The sequence below is a fragment of the Prochlorococcus marinus str. MIT 0918 genome (assembly GCF_027359415.1).
Classification (GTDB): Bacteria; Cyanobacteriota; Cyanobacteriia; order PCC-6307; family Cyanobiaceae; genus Prochlorococcus_E; species Prochlorococcus_E marinus_C.
On sequence record NZ_CP114780.1, the window covers coordinates 1,570,692 to 1,590,502 of the forward strand.

General features: G+C 34.4%; 23 protein-coding genes and 1 tRNA gene. 9 read left to right on the top strand and 15 right to left on the bottom strand.

What is annotated here, in order from left to right; all coding sequences use genetic code 11:
* Positions 1-30: 30 nt before the first annotated feature.
* Genes psbE through O5636_RS08515 form a run of 4 tightly spaced genes read left to right on the top strand, consistent with a single transcriptional unit; the run spans position 31 to position 783 of the window.
* A complete protein-coding gene (gene psbE / locus O5636_RS08500; protein ID WP_269622368.1) occupies positions 31-279 on the top strand; it encodes a cytochrome b559 subunit alpha in 249 nt (82 codons plus the stop codon).
* A gap of 3 nt (positions 280-282) precedes the next feature.
* Entirely contained in the window at positions 283-429 is a 147-nt protein-coding gene (psbF, locus tag O5636_RS08505) for a cytochrome b559 subunit beta (RefSeq protein WP_269622369.1), read from the top strand.
* A gap of 22 nt (positions 430-451) precedes the next feature.
* Positions 452-571 carry a photosystem II reaction center protein L gene (locus O5636_RS08510; RefSeq protein WP_011124485.1) on the top strand — a complete coding sequence of 40 codons (120 nt, stop codon included), beginning with the start codon at positions 452-454 and terminating at the stop codon, positions 569-571.
* A gap of 14 nt (positions 572-585) precedes the next feature.
* Positions 586-783 (top strand): photosystem II reaction center protein J, encoded by a 198-nt coding sequence (locus O5636_RS08515; RefSeq protein WP_011124486.1) that lies wholly within the window; start codon positions 586-588, stop codon positions 781-783.
* 16 nt (positions 784-799) lie between these two features.
* Here O5636_RS08515 and mtnP read toward each other — a convergent pair whose 3' ends face one another.
* Positions 800-1,747: an S-methyl-5'-thioadenosine phosphorylase gene (gene mtnP / locus O5636_RS08520; RefSeq protein ID WP_269622370.1), complete on the bottom strand. Its 948-nt coding sequence runs from the start codon at positions 1,745-1,747 to the stop codon at positions 800-802.
* Here mtnP and selD point away from each other — a divergent pair.
* Positions 1,733-3,913: a selenide, water dikinase SelD gene (gene selD / locus O5636_RS08525; protein ID WP_269622371.1), complete on the top strand. Its 2,181-nt coding sequence runs from the start codon at positions 1,733-1,735 to the stop codon at positions 3,911-3,913. The genes mtnP and selD overlap by 15 nt on opposite strands.
* A gap of 5 nt (positions 3,914-3,918) precedes the next feature.
* Here selD and O5636_RS08530 read toward each other — a convergent pair whose 3' ends face one another.
* From O5636_RS08530 to O5636_RS08540, 3 genes are all read right to left on the bottom strand, one after another.
* Positions 3,919-5,178 carry a CCA tRNA nucleotidyltransferase gene (locus O5636_RS08530; RefSeq protein ID WP_269622372.1) on the bottom strand — a complete coding sequence of 420 codons (1,260 nt, stop codon included), beginning with the start codon at positions 5,176-5,178 and terminating at the stop codon, positions 3,919-3,921.
* Positions 5,179-5,228: 50 nt separating this feature from the next.
* Entirely contained in the window at positions 5,229-7,646 is a 2,418-nt protein-coding gene (locus O5636_RS08535) for a UvrD-helicase domain-containing protein (protein WP_269622374.1), read from the bottom strand.
* Positions 7,647-7,716: 70 nt separating this feature from the next.
* On the bottom strand, positions 7,717-7,923 hold the full coding sequence (locus O5636_RS08540; protein ID WP_269622375.1) for a hypothetical protein: 207 nt from the start codon (positions 7,921-7,923) through the stop codon (positions 7,717-7,719).
* 245 nt (positions 7,924-8,168) lie between these two features.
* Here O5636_RS08540 and O5636_RS08545 point away from each other — a divergent pair, with 245 nt between their 5' ends.
* Genes O5636_RS08545 through O5636_RS08555 form a run of 3 tightly spaced genes read left to right on the top strand, consistent with a single transcriptional unit; the run spans position 8,169 to position 9,874 of the window.
* Positions 8,169-8,717: a bleomycin hydrolase gene (locus O5636_RS08545; protein ID WP_269622376.1), complete on the top strand. Its 549-nt coding sequence runs from the start codon at positions 8,169-8,171 to the stop codon at positions 8,715-8,717.
* Between the two features lie 51 nt (positions 8,718-8,768).
* Entirely contained in the window at positions 8,769-9,236 is a 468-nt protein-coding gene (locus O5636_RS08550) for a bleomycin hydrolase (protein ID WP_269622377.1), read from the top strand.
* A gap of 44 nt (positions 9,237-9,280) precedes the next feature.
* Positions 9,281-9,874 (top strand): HEAT repeat domain-containing protein, encoded by a 594-nt coding sequence (locus O5636_RS08555; RefSeq protein WP_269622378.1) that lies wholly within the window; start codon positions 9,281-9,283, stop codon positions 9,872-9,874.
* A 10-nt stretch (positions 9,875-9,884) separates the two neighbouring features.
* On the opposite strand, the gene O5636_RS08560 is transcribed toward O5636_RS08555, so the two are convergent.
* Complete coding sequence (locus tag O5636_RS08560) at positions 9,885-10,787, bottom strand: HEAT repeat domain-containing protein (RefSeq protein ID WP_269622379.1); 903 nt, start codon at positions 10,785-10,787, stop codon at positions 9,885-9,887.
* A gap of 78 nt (positions 10,788-10,865) precedes the next feature.
* Between O5636_RS08560 and O5636_RS08565 the strand changes: the two genes are divergently transcribed.
* Positions 10,866-12,194 carry a HEAT repeat domain-containing protein gene (locus O5636_RS08565; protein ID WP_269622380.1) on the top strand — a complete coding sequence of 443 codons (1,329 nt, stop codon included), beginning with the start codon at positions 10,866-10,868 and terminating at the stop codon, positions 12,192-12,194.
* Between the two features lie 18 nt (positions 12,195-12,212).
* Here O5636_RS08565 and O5636_RS08570 read toward each other — a convergent pair whose 3' ends face one another.
* The 10 genes from O5636_RS08570 to O5636_RS08615 form a co-directional block, all read right to left on the bottom strand.
* Positions 12,213-12,803, bottom strand: a complete 591-nt coding sequence (locus tag O5636_RS08570; protein WP_269622381.1) for a chromophore lyase CpcT/CpeT — start codon at positions 12,801-12,803, stop codon at positions 12,213-12,215.
* Positions 12,804-12,810: 7 nt separating this feature from the next.
* Positions 12,811-13,332 (bottom strand): phycobiliprotein lyase, encoded by a 522-nt coding sequence (locus O5636_RS08575; RefSeq protein ID WP_269622382.1) that lies wholly within the window; start codon positions 13,330-13,332, stop codon positions 12,811-12,813.
* The gene (locus tag O5636_RS08580) at positions 13,322-13,510 is read right to left on the bottom strand and encodes a hypothetical protein (RefSeq protein WP_269622383.1); all 189 of its coding nucleotides are present in this window, start codon (positions 13,508-13,510) and stop codon (positions 13,322-13,324) included. The genes O5636_RS08575 and O5636_RS08580 overlap by 11 nt, the downstream gene beginning before the upstream one ends.
* A 12-nt stretch (positions 13,511-13,522) precedes the next feature.
* On the bottom strand, positions 13,523-14,314 hold the full coding sequence (locus O5636_RS08585) for a phycobilisome rod-core linker polypeptide (protein WP_269622384.1): 792 nt from the start codon (positions 14,312-14,314) through the stop codon (positions 13,523-13,525).
* 41 nt (positions 14,315-14,355) lie between these two features.
* Positions 14,356-15,645: a PucC family protein gene (locus tag O5636_RS08590; protein WP_269623577.1), complete on the bottom strand. Its 1,290-nt coding sequence runs from the start codon at positions 15,643-15,645 to the stop codon at positions 14,356-14,358.
* A gap of 172 nt (positions 15,646-15,817) precedes the next feature.
* On the bottom strand, positions 15,818-16,039 hold the full coding sequence (locus O5636_RS08595) for a hypothetical protein (protein WP_269622385.1): 222 nt from the start codon (positions 16,037-16,039) through the stop codon (positions 15,818-15,820).
* Positions 16,040-16,297: 258 nt separating this feature from the next.
* A tRNA-Phe gene (locus tag O5636_RS08600) sits at positions 16,298-16,373 on the bottom strand.
* Between the two features lie 130 nt (positions 16,374-16,503).
* The gene (locus O5636_RS08605) at positions 16,504-17,739 is read right to left on the bottom strand and encodes an FGGY-family carbohydrate kinase (RefSeq protein WP_269622386.1); all 1,236 of its coding nucleotides are present in this window, start codon (positions 17,737-17,739) and stop codon (positions 16,504-16,506) included.
* Positions 17,740-17,759: 20 nt separating this feature from the next.
* Positions 17,760-18,980 carry a methionine adenosyltransferase gene (metK, locus tag O5636_RS08610; protein ID WP_269622387.1) on the bottom strand — a complete coding sequence of 407 codons (1,221 nt, stop codon included), beginning with the start codon at positions 18,978-18,980 and terminating at the stop codon, positions 17,760-17,762.
* Between the two features lie 30 nt (positions 18,981-19,010).
* Positions 19,011-19,808, bottom strand: a complete 798-nt coding sequence (locus O5636_RS08615; protein ID WP_269622388.1) for an HAD family hydrolase — start codon at positions 19,806-19,808, stop codon at positions 19,011-19,013.
* Between the last annotated feature and the right edge of the window lie 3 nt (positions 19,809-19,811).

Below are 19,811 nucleotides of genomic sequence, written 5' to 3' on the forward strand. Positions count from 1 at the left end.
TAGGATCTAGCAGATAATACGCGTGAGGCTATGGCTGCCGGCTCCACCGGGGAACGCCCGTTTTTTGAGATCATTACCAGTGTCCGTTATTGGATTATCCATGCTGTGACACTGCCAGCGATCTTTATCGCAGGATTTTTATTTGTGTCAACTGGCCTTGCCTATGACGCATTTGGAACTCCACGACCAGATACTTATTTTCAGGCTTCTGAAAGTAAGGCTCCAGTAGTGACGCAACGCTTTGAGTCAAAAGCTCAACTTGATCTGCGCCTGAAATAACCAATGACAAATTCTTCTTCTCCCTTACAGGCTGTTGAAGTCCGCACCTACCCAGTTTTTACGGTGCGCTGGCTTGCAGTTCATGCTTTGGCAATTCCAACAGTATTTTTCTTAGGTGCCATTGCTGCTATGCAGTTCATCCGTCGTTAATTTACGACTTACTTTTTTAGCTATGCAAGTCAATCCAAATCCAAACAAGCTTTCGGTTGAGCTGAACCGAACAAGCCTTTATCTAGGGCTTTTGCTTGTTTTTGTTCTAGGGATTTTGTTCTCAAGCTATTTCTTTAATTAAATTCTTCTTTAATCATGAGCTCTAAATTAAAGGGACCTGATGGACGTCTACCAGACAGGCTTCCAGATGGTCGACCAGCTGTTTCATGGGAACGACGTTGGACAGAAGGGCAACTACCTTTATGGTTAGTAGCAACTGCAGGAGGCATTGCAGTTATTTTTGTTCTAGGTATTTTCTTCTATGGTTCTTATACAGGCGTAGGTTCTGCTTAAGTAATCTGGAATAAAATTATTTTTCATTGAAGTTTCCCCAGTAACTTTCTGTAAAAAGGTTTATTTTTACTCGAGTCTTCTGGGGAACTTTATCTTTTGAGGTCATAAGGCTGTTTTTTAGTGCTTTATGGGCATCGCTATTTGGCCTTGTTGATGAAATTCTTTTTGCAGTAGAAGTTATTATTTTAGTTGCGAGCTTTGCGTTGGTTGAAAGGTTATCTAAAACCATATCTACACTTACATTCCCATATCCTTCATGCCAACAGTCGTAGTCAGTCACCATAGATAATGAAGAGTATGCGATTTCAGCTTCTCTAGCTAATCTTGCTTCTGTATGGTTTGTCATCCCAATAACTTTGCACCCCCAACTTCGATAAAGATTAGATTCGGCTTTTGTAGAAAATGCTGGTCCTTCCATTGCAAGATAAGTGCCACCTTTATGAATTTGGCGGCCTTCAGGCATTAGCTTTTCTCCTTCTTCAGTGAGTAATCTAGATAATGTGGGGCAAAAAGGATCTGCCATGGTTACATGAGCCACAGCACCGTCAGAAAAAAAAGTTAAAGGCCTTTGATGAGTTCTATCAATAAACTGATCAGGTACAACCATATCCAAAGGCCTTACTTGTTCTTGTAGAGATCCAACTGCGGATGGTGAAAGAATCCACCTTACATTTAATGACCTTAAAGCCCAGATGTTGGCTCTGTAAGGAACTTCAGTAGGAGTAAAAGTGTGATGCCTTCCATGTCGGGCTAGAAAAACCACTTCCATTCCTTCTAGATTGCCTAAGCGCAAATTGTCAGATGGTTTGCCGTATGGTGTTTCAATTTCTAATTCTTTTACATCTTTAAGATTTTCTATTGAATAAAGACCGCTCCCACCTAAAACACCAAGCTTTGCATTCTCTAAAAAAGAAGGCTGGTTGGCTTGTTCAATATCATTTGAAGGAAAATGTTGGTTGATCATCTTTTGTTATTAGGAGGTGGCCATACCCATGCACTTATTTTGCTGCGTTGGGCAATGAATCCACATTTAAGGCCAAAGGGTTTGATAACTTTGATAAATAGAGATAGTACATCTATTTATTCAGGAATGTTTCCTGGCCTTGTTGCAGGAAATTATCAGTTAGAGGATTCTTCAATAGACTTAAGAAAATTGGCATCGTGTGCTGGGGTCTCTTTTATTGTTGGGGAAATTAATGCATTAGATCTTAATGAAAAGAGAGTTTTTATTAACTCTCGTTCTTCTATTGGCTTTTCAAAGTTAAGCATCGATGTTGGATCTGAAACTGCTGTAGATGCCAAAACATTAAAAATACTTTTAGATAAGAGTTTAAGTGTTCCTATCAAGCCCTTTAAAAAATCTTTCCAATGGATAAAAAATTTAGATTTAGATAGCGCCTCTAAAACACCATTAACAGTTATAGGGTCGGGACTTGCTGCCATTGAAATTGTTTTTGCATTAAAGAAAAGGTGGCCAAGTAGAAGAATTAGATTGAGAGCTCATTTGAACAAGCTAGATAAACATTTTAAGCATGCATTGAATCGCGCTAAGATTGAAATATTAGATGAAACAGCTTTAATCTTTGGCCCTGCATTGTTATGTACGGGGAACCAAGCTCCTCAATGGCTAAAAGCAAGTGGTTTGGAGGTTAATAAGAGTGGCAGGATTCTTACTAAAGCTACTTTTGAGGTTCTTGGACAATCAGATATATTTGCTGTTGGTGATTGTGGATTGTTAGAAAACAATAATCGCTCTCCATCTGGTGTATGGGCAGTTAGAGCAGCAAAACCTTTAGCTAAAAATATTGAAAGATCTTTTGCTGGTGAAAGCCTTATTTCTTGGCACCCTCAAAAAAATGCTTTGCAGTTGGTCGGAGGTTATGCAAATCCTTATAAAAAAAATGCTGTGTTTGTTTGGGGTCCTTTCCTATTTGGCTTTAAAAATATCTTTTGGAAATTGAAAGAGATTTTAGATAAAAGCTTTATAGAAAAGTTCAAGAATTTGGCAACAATGGAAAATGAACAATCAATGGATGGTTGTAGAGGTTGTGCTGCGAAAATTTCAGCTACATGCCTTAACTCTGCTTTAAAAGCATCTGATCTTCAAGAATTACAAAGCAGTCCAGAAGATGCAGCTTTAGTAGCATCTTTTGCAAAAGGTCTTTCTTGGTTTCAAAGTGTAGATGGATTTCCTGCACTTATAAGTGATCCTTGGTTGAATGCGCGCTTAACTTCTTTACACGCTTGTTCTGATTTGTGGGCAAAAGGTTCATCTGTTGCTTCTGCTCAAGCCTTGATTACTCTCCCAGCTGTTTCGCCAACTTTGCAAGAGGAAATGCTGATTCAGTGTATTACTGGAATTAAATCTGCATTAGAACCTCAGGGAGCCAAGCTGATTGGAGGCCATACTTTTGAATCTAGAGCCCCAGTGCCCTTTTCAATCACTATGGGGATAGAGGTCTCTTTATCAGTAAATGGCTTTATAGCTGAAAATGAAGGTGAACCTTTAAATAAATTTGGACTTCAATTAGGCGATCAGATCCTTATTAGTAAGGGGCTTGGCAGTGGTGTTATTTTTGCTGCAGCTATGGAAGAGAATTGTCATTCTCATTATTTAGATCAAGCATTATTTGAACTTTCGCAAAGCCAACATATTCTTTTGGATGATATTAGATCAAACTGTCTGAATTCCTCCCAGAAATCTTTAGTACATGCATGTACGGATATCACAGGTTTTGGGTTGCTCGGACATTTAGGGGAAATGATTCATGCAACAAACATTGATAGATTAAAAGCGTGTTTACCGTTATTGAAAGTTAATCTTTTTGCTGACCGTATTCCAAGTTTAAATGGTGCAAAAAAACTTTTAAGATATGGCTATCATAGTACTTTGGCCCCAGCTAATAGAACTGCTTGGTCTTTATTAAATCAAGGTAAAAACTCTTCAGGCCTTATAGAATTACTTTTTGATAGCATTTGCTCGGATAACGAGGAAGTGGAAATCATTAAGGAGTTGTTAATTGACCCCCAAACATGTGGCCCTTTAATTATTTCTTGTAATTCAGACTTGGCTAAGAAACTTACAATTAATTCCTCTTGGACAAGAATAGGAATAGTAGATTTATATTGACTTACCTATTTTAATTTAATATTTTTATTGAGTTCCATATCCCTTAACCTTTTTAATTCCATCCCTAATTCTGGGCCCTCGGACCAACCTTTTTTCATAAGGTTTTGAGCAGTAGTTTTTGACTTTATATGGCGCCATCTCCCCCACCAGTGCAATAAATACCTCCAAAGTGGTTTACCTAGAGATATGGAAATTGCTATTGCATTAGGATTTAAAGTATGAGATTCAATCAATTCACACCATTGTGAAGGAAGCCAATTTATATAAGCTTGTGATTTGTAGATTGAATCTAAATTTTCATTTAGATCAACACTTGTTTTTAAAAGATTTTGCTGAGTTTGAGTTAATTGTAATCTTGATGCAAGAGCACATGGATCTTTTGCTGTTGCAACTAAAGCAGTTAATCTTTGGACCCCTAATCTAGATGCCCAAGTAAGTTTTCTATTTAAGTATTTCTCTTGTTGAATCTTTTGATCGAGTAATACTAATGCTCCCCATTCTTGTAGCTTTGTTAGACATTTGGCCCATTTTTCTTTTTCTAAAAGAAGCTCTACCTCCATACCAAATCTTGTCCCTAAGGCAGGAGGAGGGGCTTCAGAACGCTTGTTTGAAGTCCAATCCCAAGGCCATGAATTTATTGTTTCTTCAATTTGGTGAAGAGATGCTGAAGATAATTGGAAATTAAGTCTAGTCGAATAACGAGCTGCTCTTATTACTCTTGTTGGATCTTCTGAAATACTAAGAGAATGATTCAATTCGAGTGATCGGTTTAAGATGGCATCTTTTCCATTACACGGATCTATTAATTGATTTTTTTTCAGATCAAATGCGATTGAATTAATTGTGAAGTCTCTTCTTTTCAGATCATTTTCTATAGAAGTATTTGACGTGGCAGGGTTTTTTGCAAGATGTGGATATGTTTCTAACCTTGCTCTTGCAATGTCAATGCAAATTCCATCGATAGTTAATTCAATAGTTTGATAATTACTATTTACACGATTAATACTAACCCGTGATTCTCCTAATAATTGTTTTATTTGATGGGCAAAAATTTCTGGGGACCCTTCGATAATTAGATCCAGGTCATTAAAATTTTTAATAGTTTGATTATGAATTATATGTATAAGTTCATCTCTTATGACGCCTCCTACTATGGCAATTCTTTCAATAGATGCCTTCTTCGCTGCTGTGATTAAACTTTTTAATAGAGCTTTAGATAAACCTTGGAAGTTGCTTATAAACTCCGGATCGACCGGGGCTTTCATAAGTTTAAAAAATAAATAGCTTTACTTATTATTAATACTAAATCATTAGTTTATGAAATATCTTCAATAGGTTTTATTGGAGCCAAGCGAGGATCTAGAATTTTAGGACTCATTCCATCAAATTTGATTGCGATTGATATCTTTTCCCCACTACCAAAAATATGTGTTATTTGACCTTTGCCAAAGTTTGAATGAATTATTTTATCTCCTACAGCCCATTTTTTTCCTGGTATAGGACCAGAACTCATTTTTCTAACACTATTACTAGGAATACCTAAATTAGATAAATGATTATGAGATGAAGAAGAAAACTTGTCTAGGCGAGTTAAACGATCAAGATGTCTATCTCTTCTTAAAGCTGTCCCCCCTGCAAGTGGATAGTCTCCTTCTATTAAACTATCTGGTATTTCTGATAGAAATATTGATGCCAAGGCTGGTTCTCTTGCCCCTCCCCACAATCTCCTTTCATTTGCATGAAATAGAAATAGTTTTTCTTTGGCTCTTGTTAACCCTACATAGCAGAGTCTGCGCTCTTCTTCCAGAGATGCTGGATCGTCTAATGAGCGGTAACTTGGGAAAAGGCCTTGCTCCATTCCTACAAGGCAAACTATTGGGAACTCCAGACCTTTACTGCTATGCAAAGTCATTAGAGTAACCCTATCTAATGTGCTGTCTTTATTGTCAGAATCACTTGCTAGAGCCGCTGTTGCTAAAAACCCTTCTAAATCAGCGGCTTCATTTTCTTCTTGATATTGTAGTGCGGCATTGACCAGCTCTTGAAGGTTCCTTCGCCTTTCTTCAGACTCATCAGTCCCAGTTGCAATAAGCTCTTTTAAATAGCCGCTATTTTCCAAAGTTAATTGAATAATTTCTGATGTACTTACATTGTTTAATTGACTTTGTAAACTTTGAATTATTTCCCTAAACTCTAATAAACCTTTAGCTGATCTACCTGCTAAAGATCGTATTGCTTCAGGATCAGTTACTATTTCCCATAGAGGTATGCCTAATTGATTCGCTGCTTCTGTAAATTTTTGAACAGTTGTTTTCCCAATTCCTCTTTTTGGAACATTTAAAATCCTTAGCAGACTCACACTATCTGATGGATTAATTAGTAATTTTAAATAAGCTAGAATATCTTTAATTTCCCTTCTGTCATAGAAACGTAAGCCTCCCACAACAATATAAGGAATATTCCAACGAACTAAAGATTCTTCAATTACTCTAGATTGTGCGTTTGTTCTATAAAGAATTGATATATCTTTCCAGTTTAAATTCTCATCTCCAGCATCAAGAATTCTTAATCTATGAACGATAGCTTCAGCTTCTGATATTTCATCATCGCACCTAGTTAGCTTTATTAAATCACCTGTGCCTCTTGTTGCTTTTAGTATTTTATCTATTCTTTCTTTATTATTAGATATAAGACAGTTGGCAGCTTCTAATATATTTGATGTTGATCTATAGTTTTCTTCAAGTTTGACAATAGTTTCTTTTTCTATATTGCCAAAATCCTTTTCAAACCCCATTAATATTCTGAAGTCAGCGGCTCTGAAACTATATATACTTTGATCAGCGTCACCAACAACAAAAACAGATCTATTTGACCATTTATTGTAATTAGAAGGCTCTTCTCCATTCGTTACTAAAAGTTTAATTAATTCATATTGAGTCCAGTTCGTATCTTGGTATTCGTCTACAAGTAAATGTTTAAATCTTTCATGCCAATATTTCCTAACCGATTCATTTTGTTTAAGAAGTTGTACAGGTAAAAGTAGCAGATCATCAAAATCTAGTGCATTATTGGCAGAAAGAGCTTTTCTATATATTCTATAAACATTTGCTGTTATCCTACCTTTTTGAGCTTCAGCTTCTCTTTCTAATTGATCAGGTAAAATACCTTTATTCTTGGCGTTACTTATTGCCCAGCGAATTTTCTTTGGTTCATATCTTTTAGGGTCAAGTTGTAGGTCTTGTGTAACAATTTCTTTAACTAAGCTTAGGGCATCTGTTTCGTCATATATAGAAAAATGACGTGTCCATTTTAGCCCTTCTTTATCCAAATATTTCTCAATATCAAGACGAAGTAATCTTGCAAAAAGAGCATGAAAAGTTCCTATCCAAAGTTCTTTTGTGATGTTTCTATATATTCTTGTACGTAATTGATTCTGAACAGAAAAGGTTAATGTTGAGAATGGTTGTGCTAAATCATGTTCTGCTAATTTTTGAGCTAGGAGAATTTCTAGCCTATCTTTCATTTCTCTAGCTGCCTTATTAGTAAAAGTTACTGCAAGAATTTCAGAAGGATCAACCTTATATTCTGAGATTAAATGTGCAATTCTGTGCGTTAAGGCTTTGGTTTTTCCGCTTCCAGCACCAGCAACAACTAATAATGGTCCTTGATGGTGGTTTACTGCTTTTGATTGTTCTTCATTAAGACCATGAAGGAATGTGCTTGCATTATCCATTATATTTAAATTACTTAGAGGTGATGAAAAACAATTAGTTTTTTGAAGGATTAAAAGTTATTTATTAATTCTAATTATTTGCATTATTGTCAGAGATTAATTTTTTTAGTGTGATTTCAATGTTATTTAACTCAGAATTCTTATTTAATGATTCTTCGATTTTTGGTTGAGACATTCGGAGCTTTTGAGATATGTTAATAATTTCTGATCGAAGTCTATTTCGGTAACTTTTTAAGGCCTCTATAGATTCATTTAGTTCTTGTGGAGTTGGTTGCAAGAGGTTTTATACAAAATCAATACTTAAAAGGCTAGCTCAAAAAAACAGAACTATTCGGAATTTATGCTATGGGAACAAATTGTGAGATATCTTGCAAAAATACTTTTCTTCGGTTACGAACCATTTCAGACTTCAAAACCTTCTTCTTCTTTACAGGCCTATGGAGTTAGGTTGTCATTTAGTGCCTTTCCATACCAGGAAAACGCACTTAAATCACATGGTTTTTCTCGCTTTCAGATATCCAGATGCTTGATGCATTCTCACGAGCTGTTGTAAGCGCTGATTCAAAAGGTGCTCCAATTGGGAGTGCAGAACTTGCTTCGCTACGTAACTATGTTGCTGATGCTAATAAACGTATAGATGCAACTCTTGCAATAACTCAAAACGTTTCTTGTATAGCCGCTGATGCTGTTTCAGGAATTGTTTGTGAAAATACAGGCTTAACACAGCCAGGTGGCCATTGCTATCCAACTAGACGTATGGCTGCTTGTCTGCGTGACGGAGAAATTATTTTGAGATACGTCAGTTATGCTCTACTCGCTGGTGACTCATCTGTTTTGGACGATAGATGTTTGAATGGATTAAAGGAAACTTATATAGCTTTAGGTGTTCCATTATCAAATGCAATTCGTGCTATTGAAATCATGAAGATTGCGACAGTTGCAATTATGACAGAAACAAATACTGGAAGAAAAATGTTTGAGGGTATTAACTCTGGATCAGGAGCGCAGTGTAAAGATATTGCATCTGAAGCTGCTTCTTATTTTGACAGAGTGATCAATGCTTTAAGTTGATTACTCTGCTAAATATAAAAACCTTTTTCATACTTAGGGAACAGAATAACAATGAAATCAGCAGTCACTACAGTTATCTCTTCAGCAGATGCAGCTGGAAGGTTTCCAACAATAAGTGATATAGAATCTGTAAAAGGTTCTTTTGATCGAGCTCATGCCCGCTTAGAAGCTGCAGAAAAGCTTGCAGTTTATATAGATAAATTTACTACGGAAGCGTTAGATTTTGTTTATGGAAAAACTCCTTATGAGCAGGCAAATAAAGATAAATGTGCTAGAGACATTCACCATTATTTGAGATTAATTAATTATTGCTTAGTGACAGGTGGTACTGGTCCTCTTGATGAATGGGGAATAGCAGGGATGAGAGAAGTTATCCGTGCTCAATTATTGCCTACTACTGCTTATATTGAGGCATTCACTTTTATTAGGGACAATGTAGATGTTCCAGGCCAGATGGGTCCACAAGCTGCAACTGAATTTAAAAGCCTGATTGACTATTTGATTAATGCATTAGCTTGAATAACCTTTTAATGATTGTTGAATGACATAGATTTTATGGATTGATGAATGAAGATAATCCACCTAGTTTAAACTCACTATTTGCTGATTTAAATCATCCAAATCCTAATATTAATTATAAGGCTTCTCTTAAGATGATTCGTTTTTGGCCGGAAGAAGCAAGTATAAAATTGATTAATAATTTAGATAGTCAGAATGTTGAAATAAGAAGGAAGTCTGTCAAGGCTCTAGCTTTATTTGGCCCTGACATTGTTAATCAGATCTTAAATTTATATATGTCAAAAGAAGATAAAATCTTTCAGGTTAGTTGCTTGAAGGTATTAGTTAGAATTGCATCAATGTATAGCCTTAATAATTTTAAAAGTGAGATTAATTTTTTATTAGAGAAAGCATTAAAAGATGATTCAGCAGAAGTTATATTAACAGTTGTCTCGCTCTTGAAACAGATAGGCAATCAATCTATTCCAGTTCTAAAGATGCTATGTAGAGACAGAAATGTTCTTAGAGCAAAGGCAGCAATCACAGCCTTGATTGAGATTCCTGACCCTGCAAATAAGGATTTTCTTCAAAGCATAGCTAACGATTTTTCCTTAGATAAGTTTATTAGAGAAAGTGCAACTGAAGCAATTAATATGTAACTTATTTATCTTAATCTTTCTTGAAGACTTTAATTTGTCTGATACTTAGATTGATTATTTTTATTACCTCTTGGTCTTGTTCTGTCTCTAGTGCAGTTTCTAAATGGGATAGTTGATCTATAGCTTTTAATTTCATTAGAGACAAAGCCGATTGTTTTCTGATTTGTGAGTTTTGGTGATTTAAGTTTAACCCTATTTGATGGTTATTCCATTGTTGGTCATTTAGCATCCCAATTAATTTAATAGCCTCGATTTTAACTTCATCAGATGGATCGTTTAATGCATTAATAAGTATGTTTTTAGCCTCTTTATCATCATAAGATTGGATTTGCTCTCCCAAAGCTGCAATAGAACAAGCCCGTACTTTTTTATTTGTTGATTTTGTAGCTTCTTTAAGTGCTTTACTGCCATTAGCACCTACATATGAAAGCCCCCAGCTAGCTAAACCACATTGCATTTCAGAACTCTTTGGATTGTCTAAAACTTGAATTAAATGTGGAATAGCTTCTTCACCAAAAATCGCCATAGCACCTACGGCTGAGCCTTGTACTACTGGGTCTTGATCTTCAAGAAGCGCTTTAAGTAGATCTGGCAATGCTTTTGAGTCCCCTACCAATCTGAGGGTTTTTGCTGCTGCTCTTCTGACAATTACATTTGGATTATTTAGTAAGGCTATTCGTAATTCGGGGATAACTGTATTGCCAATTAAACCAAGACTTTCAGAGAAAGTCCTTCTTAACATGCCTCTTCTATCACCAAGACCGGCAATGATTTTTTTGATTAAATCTTTATCTGTGGAAGGTAGCTTACCTTCCAAGAGTTTCTTTTTTAGTTCTGAAGCTAGCAAGGTGGCTTCAGCCTCACTAAGCTGTGTTTTGTCTTGAAAATTGTTGGGATTAGAATTTTCTTTCAATTTTTTTTTTAACTAATCAACCACAAGAAAACCTTCATTTTAATCATAGTATTTATAAGTGGCCTCATTCCTTAACTGATGAACGCAAGTCCTTTTGATACACTTCCTGAATTAAGTCAAAAAGATGCATTAAAGATATTGCGAACCCCTTTAGAAGAATTAAAAATATCTAGTGATTATTATAAGGCAGTTTTTCATCTTTCCAAATACCCTTCAATACAAACAGAAGAAGCACTTTTGGAGTTACTACAAAATAAATCTAAAGCTCATTCTATTCTTATAGCAAAGAGGAAAGCCATTGAAGTACTTGGTAAAATGCAATGTAAAAAGGCTATCCCTTATATATCTAAAGCTTTAAAAAGTCGTGATCCGTACTTAGTAGAAAATAGTGCTTGGGCTCTTCAAGAAATAGGATGTGCAGATATTAAAATTCATAATTTAATTGGGACTTTATTAAACCAACCTTATCAAAATAAAAGAGTGCTTATACAAAGCTTATCTAAGATGGGTGCTAAATCTGAACTATCTAAAATTCAAAAGATTTTTGAAAAAAATGAAATATCACCTGGTGTAAAAGGGGCTGCAATTGCAGCATTTTCAATACTAGATGATCAAAATGATTATATTAACCAGCTTAAAGACTTTTTAGACCTTCCTAATCAAAATGATCGTCAATGTGCAGCACAGGATGTTATTGATGCTAAGGCATATCAATTGTTAGAGTATGTAATAGAAACGCCAATTTCACCTTTTTTTAGAATAAGGGCTATAACTTCATTATGGAATGGTTTGATAGATAAGTTTGGTACACAATATGTTTTAGATTTATTAGATACTGTTTTAATTGATAGTCCAACTAATATAAGGATTTTAAAAACATATAAATTTCATCCCAACTCTAAATTTTTGATTAAGGAATTATTTTCTCCTGATTTTAACCATTGCTTTATAGCTTTAAATAAAATCATTAAAATAAATAATATATCGGTATGGAAAGCTATAGATGACAATTGGTATGAACTAAAGAAAGATTATGGAGCACTTTATTTCTTAGTTATTTTAATCAGATATTTAAACTTTTCGGAAGAAGAATATAGAGAAAAGGCTTTTGAATTAATTGATCATTGCTTAGACAAGAGTTGGCCAGATTTCATGAAATTTAAACCACAAGCAATTTTCACTTCTATGAATTTAGCACCAGAGTTTTTTTTAAAAAATATAGAGTTATTTTTAGATGAAGTCTCTACACCTTATTGGGTTAGTAGATACATGTCTTTAATTTGCATAGAAAGATTACTTGAAAGTGGTAAAAATAATTTTATTAAAAAATATTTCCTTACTAAAATAGAAGACCCTAATCAATTTGTTAAAACGAAGGCTGAATATTTATATTCAAAATATCTATAAGAGATAAATTGTCTACATTTAAGGAGTTTCTAAAACACGATTGAATTCTAATGGACCATGTTCTGACCCCCAAATCTTTCTATTCGTTTTAAGATCAAAACCTTCATCGAGGCTAATAAATTTATCTTTATCAAGAAATACTTTGCTTAAAAGGTATGTTTCCTTGCCATCTTTTTCGATTATACATTTATAATTCTTATTAAGATATCCATAATATGTATTAGCTTTAATTTCAATGAAATTCATCTCACAACTTTTTCTTAGCAATAGTTTATCTTTTTTAATTGACTTTAAAAGTTCTGATCTAAACCCCCCTCCTGCAATTCGCTCCTGATTTAAGATCTTATAATTCTTTAATATTAGAATATTATCTTTTATTGATAATTCATGAACTGCTTGTCTATATGGTTCCCATGGAGAGTAATCATAGCTTTGTTCAGAGTATATGCTTAAACCTTTTAATAATGATGAGGGTAATTGCCTAAAGTAAATATTAATATGAGCAAATAAACTTGGGGAATTAAATGATTGAATTTTATTGCTAAATTTACCACATAACATATTCAGAAATACTATTTCAGAGGATTCATCAGAAATTATCTTTGACACTTTAACTTTAAAATATTTTACGTAATTCAGAAGCAAATGAGGTTTGCAGAATAGATTTATTTTTTAATGATTTAATTACTGATGATCGACATCTTAAATTACTATTAATAAACCATATTCTCTCTTCAGCGACTGTTTCCTCGTATTCTGTTGATAATATTAGTGTGCAATCTGATAGGAAATGATAATTCGAAATTGATTCAATCTTTTCAGCATAACCTAGGCTTTTTAATATCATTCCTGAGTTGGATTTATTTTGTATAGGGATTAAAAGGCTAGAACCTTTAAAATCATCTTTGTCTGACCAGTCAGAAATTCCTTCCCACTCTATTTTGAAGGGGCAAGTAGGTGTCCTTTGTGAATATTGACTCTTATTTAGATAATACTGGACTTGAGAATCATCTTGTTTAAGTTTTGTGATTTTTATATGGCTGACAATCTCTTCAAATTGCTTGAAAGCAAGTGAATGTCCACTTCTCATTGAATTCCATTCGCCCTCACTTTTATTGATAAACTCTTCAATCTCCATCTGGATTATTTGATGATTTAATGGAGTTCATATTTTCATTGTTATCACTCCCTTGCTGAATCATTCTAACCATCGAATCCACCATCATAGACATTGCCATTGGGACTTTCTTGCCAGAGGGCGTTTGAGATGATTGGTCTCCAGGTTTTGTATTGGATGGAGGCCTTTTAATGTTCATATTTCTAATACTCTAATTATAAATTACGCTATCACTTGTAGCAAAACCTTTTCTAAATGAAGCTGTTTTTATAAAACTTGATGTCTTGCTTCCACATGGGGAGTTCCAACACCTTTGATAAGGGACTGTATCTGCTCCAAAGAATTCTTCATATTCTAATGAATTAATTAAAGTATCTATATGACCTTGAAATCCTATTTTCTTAATTAAACTAATATTATTTTGAAGCTCTTTAATGTTAAGGAGTGGCCTTCCTAATAAATGCATAAAATTAAGCTCTATAAATCTTGTTTGACTTACTTTTTCAAAAAAGTTGGAACGATACAAGTTTGATTGTGCTAAGCCTCTTATGAATTCTCTAATTGGTATATCTCCATTTCTTAAGCGTCTTTCAAGATCTATCAATCTTTGACTTTGCATGATATGTATATTCCCAAATATTTGCTTATATGATGCAATAATAGCTATTTGAAGAGATTGATCACTGAAAGGAGAAAATTTTTTATAAGTAAATAACTTATTTGCAGTATGTGTATATTTAAGGCCAATACTATTTCTTTGTTTTATATACCTTTCCCTTTTATAGAGTGATCTTGACTGTATTGCAGAGTATGCATCGCTTGAATTTGATTTAGAGGTATTTACAAATAATTGTTCTTGACCAGGCATGCATGCACTTCTTATATGCATAATATATGAAGTGTCTTTGCTTCCAGAAGCCCTTGTTTTCCCATAGCTAAATGATGCTCGATCGCTAATATCTGATAATTTAATTTCGAATTGATGTTTTGAAATAAATGGCATAATACCAATTCCAGTCTAATGAATGAAAGAATAATGAATGATTAACTATCTAATTCAGACATCATTATAGCTTCCATTTTTGCAGAAGTATCTTTTTTAAACCTATTGATACTTACATTGTTAAGTAGATATATAGATATGATAATAATTACTATTTCTATTGAGAAAACAAAAGAGAATGAGGCCATAGGATTATTTATAAAGGCCCTTCCTAAAGTTAATAATCCACCGCCAGCTAATTTCCCCATAGCCCTAGATAGAGCCTGAGCAAGCCCCCATACTCCCACAAATGTTCCAGCAACCTCTGGTAAAGTAAGGTCAAGCATTAGAGATAAAGCACTATTTGTTGCTATTCCTGCTGATATGCCGAAAATAAATAAAACACTAAAGAGTAAATTACTATTTTCTACTGCACCACTTATAATTAATAGCCCTAAAGACATAGCAATCATCCAACAGCCAAGTTTTGCCGAAGAGAATTTTCCTATTTTAGGTATAATTAATAACCCTCCTATTAATAGTCCAAAAAGTGTTCCTATACCCCAATAAGCATTAAGTAAAGTAGTCTTAGAAATAGGTAAATTAAATACTTCCGCTCCAAAGCTTTCAAGTATAGGATCTTGGAGAAAAAGTCCTAAGGTATAACAAATCAAAAAGCTAAAGAAAATAAAAATTTGTTTACTAGAGGTAATTAAAGACCAGGCAGATTTTAATCCTATTTCTTTATTTTTACGGTCACCTAGTTCATTTTTATTTAAGCCTTTTGGCTCTATACCCCAACATGAAGTTAATACAATTAAAAATATTATACTACTTACTCTAAGCATAAATTTTTGAAGTGTTGGTTGTAATAGTGCTGGATCAGTTATCCCATCTAAATTTTTAGTTGTAATTGAAATTGCAATAGCCCCAACTACAATCCCGATTGTTAACATGCACCAAATTATACCAACAGCTTTAGGCCTTTCTTTTTCAGTTGTTAGATCAATAACCAGAGCTAAATAAGGCGTAGTAGACATTGATATGGCTAATCCATACAATGCAAATAATGTACATAAGCCAATTACACTTAATGTAATTGTCTCCCATGAACCTTGTTGTAATGCTTTTCCAGTTGAGAAAATTATGGGTATTGATAATACAGCTAAAGAACAAAAAGCTATAGACCCTATATAAATATATGGAGTTCTTCTTCTGCCTCTAATTGGCCATCTATCTGAGATATTCCCAAAAAGTACCCGTGTAGGAGCAACTAGTTGCTCAAAAGCCAATCCTCCGCCTACAAGTAATGCAGGGAATGCTAGCTCAGTAATCATAATTCGATTGAGCATCCCTGCGAAGATTACTGCTAGAGAACCTAAGCATCCCTGAAATAATCCAAGTCTCAGTAGATTAAGAATCGGCAATTGCGTTTTTTTATTCAAGATGGTTTTCTTGTAATTTAATTATCTTATCTATAGATGATTAATATTATATAAATTCTATTTTTTATAATGATTTTTGTTATTCAAGGTTAAGTAAGCGTAAACGAAATTTTGCTACGCTTATTGCCTTAGAAGGAGAAGATTTGATAAAGGGGTGATCTTTGTTCTTTTCAATAATTTTTTTTATTTTTTCTTCTTTTGTTAGCTTTTTATTGCCTATAAGCTCTTCCCTTTTCCATTCTTCATCAAAAATCATTGCAAAACTATCTGCATTATTATAGGTATTACTTTGGCTATGCATATTGGGAAAGTCCTTTTGCTCAATTATTAACTACATTATATGAGATTTTCTTTATATGACCTTTTGAGAGCCATGTTTTATAGATTTACTTTATGAAAAATTGCTTTATGCATTAAAAATATTTTAAGAAAATTTGATATAAGTACTGTTTATTGATTTGATAGCAGAGTGAGGTTTATAAAGTTAAATATTCTTTAATAGGAATTAATGTAACCATTGCTGTTATGAATGATTTTTATGAGGTTATGGAATAAAGAATGGTGCCAGGACGCAGATTTGAACTGCGGACACGGCGATTTTCAGTCGCCTGCTCTACCAACTGAGCTATCCCGGCAAATAGGTCTGGAATGAATTCCTAGCTTTTATTTTATATCAACGCTAATTACTATGAGGCAAAAATCTTTGATTTATGAACTCTTGGTTTCTTGGAAGCTGTTAAGTCGCTCAAGATTTTTTGGGAAATTTTATGACATTGTTTTTAAGGCTAGACGTGCAACCCCTTCTGCTGGTTGATTTGTGCAGGTGTGTATAGGGACACCAATCATCCTTTCTCTAATGCGCCTCCATTGTGGATTCCTAGAGCCACCTCCGATAGTAATGATCTTTTTGGGATTATCTAATGTAACCTCTGAAATTTTTTCCCAACCTAGGGCTTCTATTTTAGCCAGCCCTTCTAGGATCCCATGGAGATATAAAGAATCACTGATTGGCCTTGGTTCTAGAATGGGCCTTAAAAAAGGATCGTTAATTGGGAACCTTTCCCCTTCTGTTGTTAATGGAAGATAGGAAAGACCGCTATTTGTTTCTGGATCAATTTGTCTAGATAATTCAGCTAATAATTGATCATTAAAGAATTTTTTTAGAATAATACAACCAGTATTTGAAGCACCTCCTGCAAGCCATCTACCTCCAACTAGATGGTTTGTAATTCCTACACCTTTGAGCGGATGTTTAACAAAGCGTTTAATGACTATGGTGCTTCCTAAGACAGTTATTCCATCAGAAGATGTTGCATCTGTTGCAAGTACTGAGGCATTAGAATCAGTAGTCCCAGCAATTATTTTAAGCGAACTAGGTAAGCCTAATTCTTTTGCTTTGCTAGGTGCAATTTCTCCAATCAAACTTCCACTTGGGACAATAATTGGTAATGACTTATTCCAGCCAAGATCTTTTAACTTGTTAGGCCAAGACTTCTTCATTAAATTCAAACCAAATCGAATATTGTTACCTTCTTCACCCCAAGACCAATCATCTAAAAACCAACCACTTATCCAATCTGCCTGGTGTCTTAATAATATATCTTTACCATATTTATCAATAAGATGAAAAGCTCTTGCTATAGAGCTGTTTGTATAAAACCAGCTAGATTTTTTATTGAAAAGTTTCTCAAGCTTAGTATATTTATTAATACATTGATTATAGTAAGGAATGGCTAATCCTATTGGATTACCTTCATAGTCGCACCCTAAAAGTGTCCCTGAGGTTCCGTCTATAGAACAGGCTATTAGTCTACTTTTTATTTCAGAAGGTATTTTTAGAATAAGTGATTTGCAGGTATTTGACCAGTCTTTAGCATGTTCTAACCCTTTTAAATAGTGTTCTGAAGCGCTGTATATAAGCTTTTGATTGTTATTAATAATTGCTAGTCGAACACCACTAGTCCCCAGGTCAATTCCTAGTACTAAATCTTTTTCTTTCATTCGAGGGGGATATTAGTTGGCTAAGTTAATTCAATTACTTTTTCTTTTACATTCTCCCAAGGCAACATTAGATCTGGTCTCCCAAAATGCCCATAAGCTGCTACATCTTGATAAAAGCGGCCGCCTCTTTCTTTAGGTAGTTTTCTGAGATTGAATTTTTCAATAATTGCAGCTGGCCGAAGGTCGAAATTCTTTTGCACTATTTCGGTAAGTTCTTGATTGGAGAGTTTACCAGTGCCAAAAGTTTCAACCAGGATAGATACAGGATTTGCTACTCCGATGGCATAACTGAGCTGAACTTCTATTTTTTTTGCAAAACCTGCTGATACAAGTGATTTGGCTACAAATCTTGCTGCATATGCTGCAGATCTATCTACCTTGGTTGGATCTTTACCTGAAAAAGCACCTCCACCATGTCTTGCATACCCACCATATGTGTCAACAATAATTTTACGCCCAGTTAGGCCAGCATCCCCTTGAGGTCCTCCTACTACAAATTTTCCAGTAGGATTAACAAGAAAACGAGTGCTGTTTTTTATAGGTTTAATAGAGAGGTCTTCTGTTGCTGGCTTGACTACAAATTCCCATAAGTCTTTACTGATTTGATTTCTAATCTCTGTTTCAGAAGAGAACCCTTCTACAATTTCAGTGTGTTGTGTAGAAATTAAAATAGTATCTATAGCAATTGGTTGATTGTTTTCATATAGAACACTTACTTGTGTTTTCCCATCAGGTAAAAGATATTTCAAAACTCCTTCATGACGAACCTTTGCCAATCTTCTGGAAAGTCTATGAGCAAGGCTAATTGGCAGAGGCATTAGCTCAGGGGTCTCATCACAAGCAAAACCAAACATAATGCCTTGATCGCCAGCCCCTACTTTGTCGAAAGGGTCTCCATTATGATCATTCGCCTCATTGACTCCTTGAGCAATATCAGGAGATTGTTGATCTAATGCCACTAATACCGAACAGCTGTTTGCATCAAACCCCCCTGCTTTTGCATCTCTATATCCAATTTCTTTGATTACATTTCTTATAACATTAATGAAATCTACATTTGCTTTGGAAGTGACTTCTCCCGTAATGAGACAAAGGCCTGTATTTACAACTGTCTCACAAGCAACTCTACTTTGCGAATCTTGTTCTAGAAGAGCATCTAGAATTGCATCACTAACTTGATCACAGATTTTGTCAGGATGACCCTCTGTGACAGATTCAGAAGTAAAAATGAAGCGGTCCATTGTTATTTAAACTTTTCCTAATTAGATTTTCTAGCTTTTAATTATATAAGCTTGTTGTAAACTCAATTCATCCCAATGGTGAAACATGTGATGATATTCATATAGTAAAGGAGGGGTTTTCCAGCCTCCTGTATATCCAAGAATGATAGCTATATTACTTTCAGAGGCCATTTTTAAATCTGTATCTGAATCTCCAATTAGTGCACATTCGCTAGCCTTTAAGTTTATTAATTTACAAACCTTTTTAATAGCACCTGGACTAGGCTTTTGGGGATTGTCATCAGAGCCCAAAAAAATTGGGATTTTTTTCTCTAGCTTTTTATCTTTTAAAAAAGTATAAATTCCATTTCTAGAGTCATTGCTAATGATTGCTAGTTTTATATTATTTCTATGCAGGATATTAATAAAATTAAGCAGTCCTGGTTCAAGTTCTTTGTATCTATATTCATGATTTGAAAAAGCCATAGTTTCATCTGCTTTGTTGAAAATATAAGTTGCATAATTTACTGCTTTTGACCAATGTTCACCAACTAGCGAGAAAACAGTAGCTGTAGATATTAAATTATCTTTTCTTGAAGCAATTGCAATTGCTCCATTAGGATTGATACCATCAAGTGTTAGCCCATAAGCTTTCAGAAGTAAGAGGTGTATCTCAGATATGAGTCTCGAAGAGTAATTGTTTTGTTTGCATATATTTATAGCCTCTAATATCCTTTGACTAGCAAGCTTGATTAGGTGCTTTTCGCTATTAACTAATGTACCATCTTTATCAAATAAAATTCCTTTAATTTTCCCGATCGACTTTCCCCTAAGAAGGAGTTCTTGCATCGC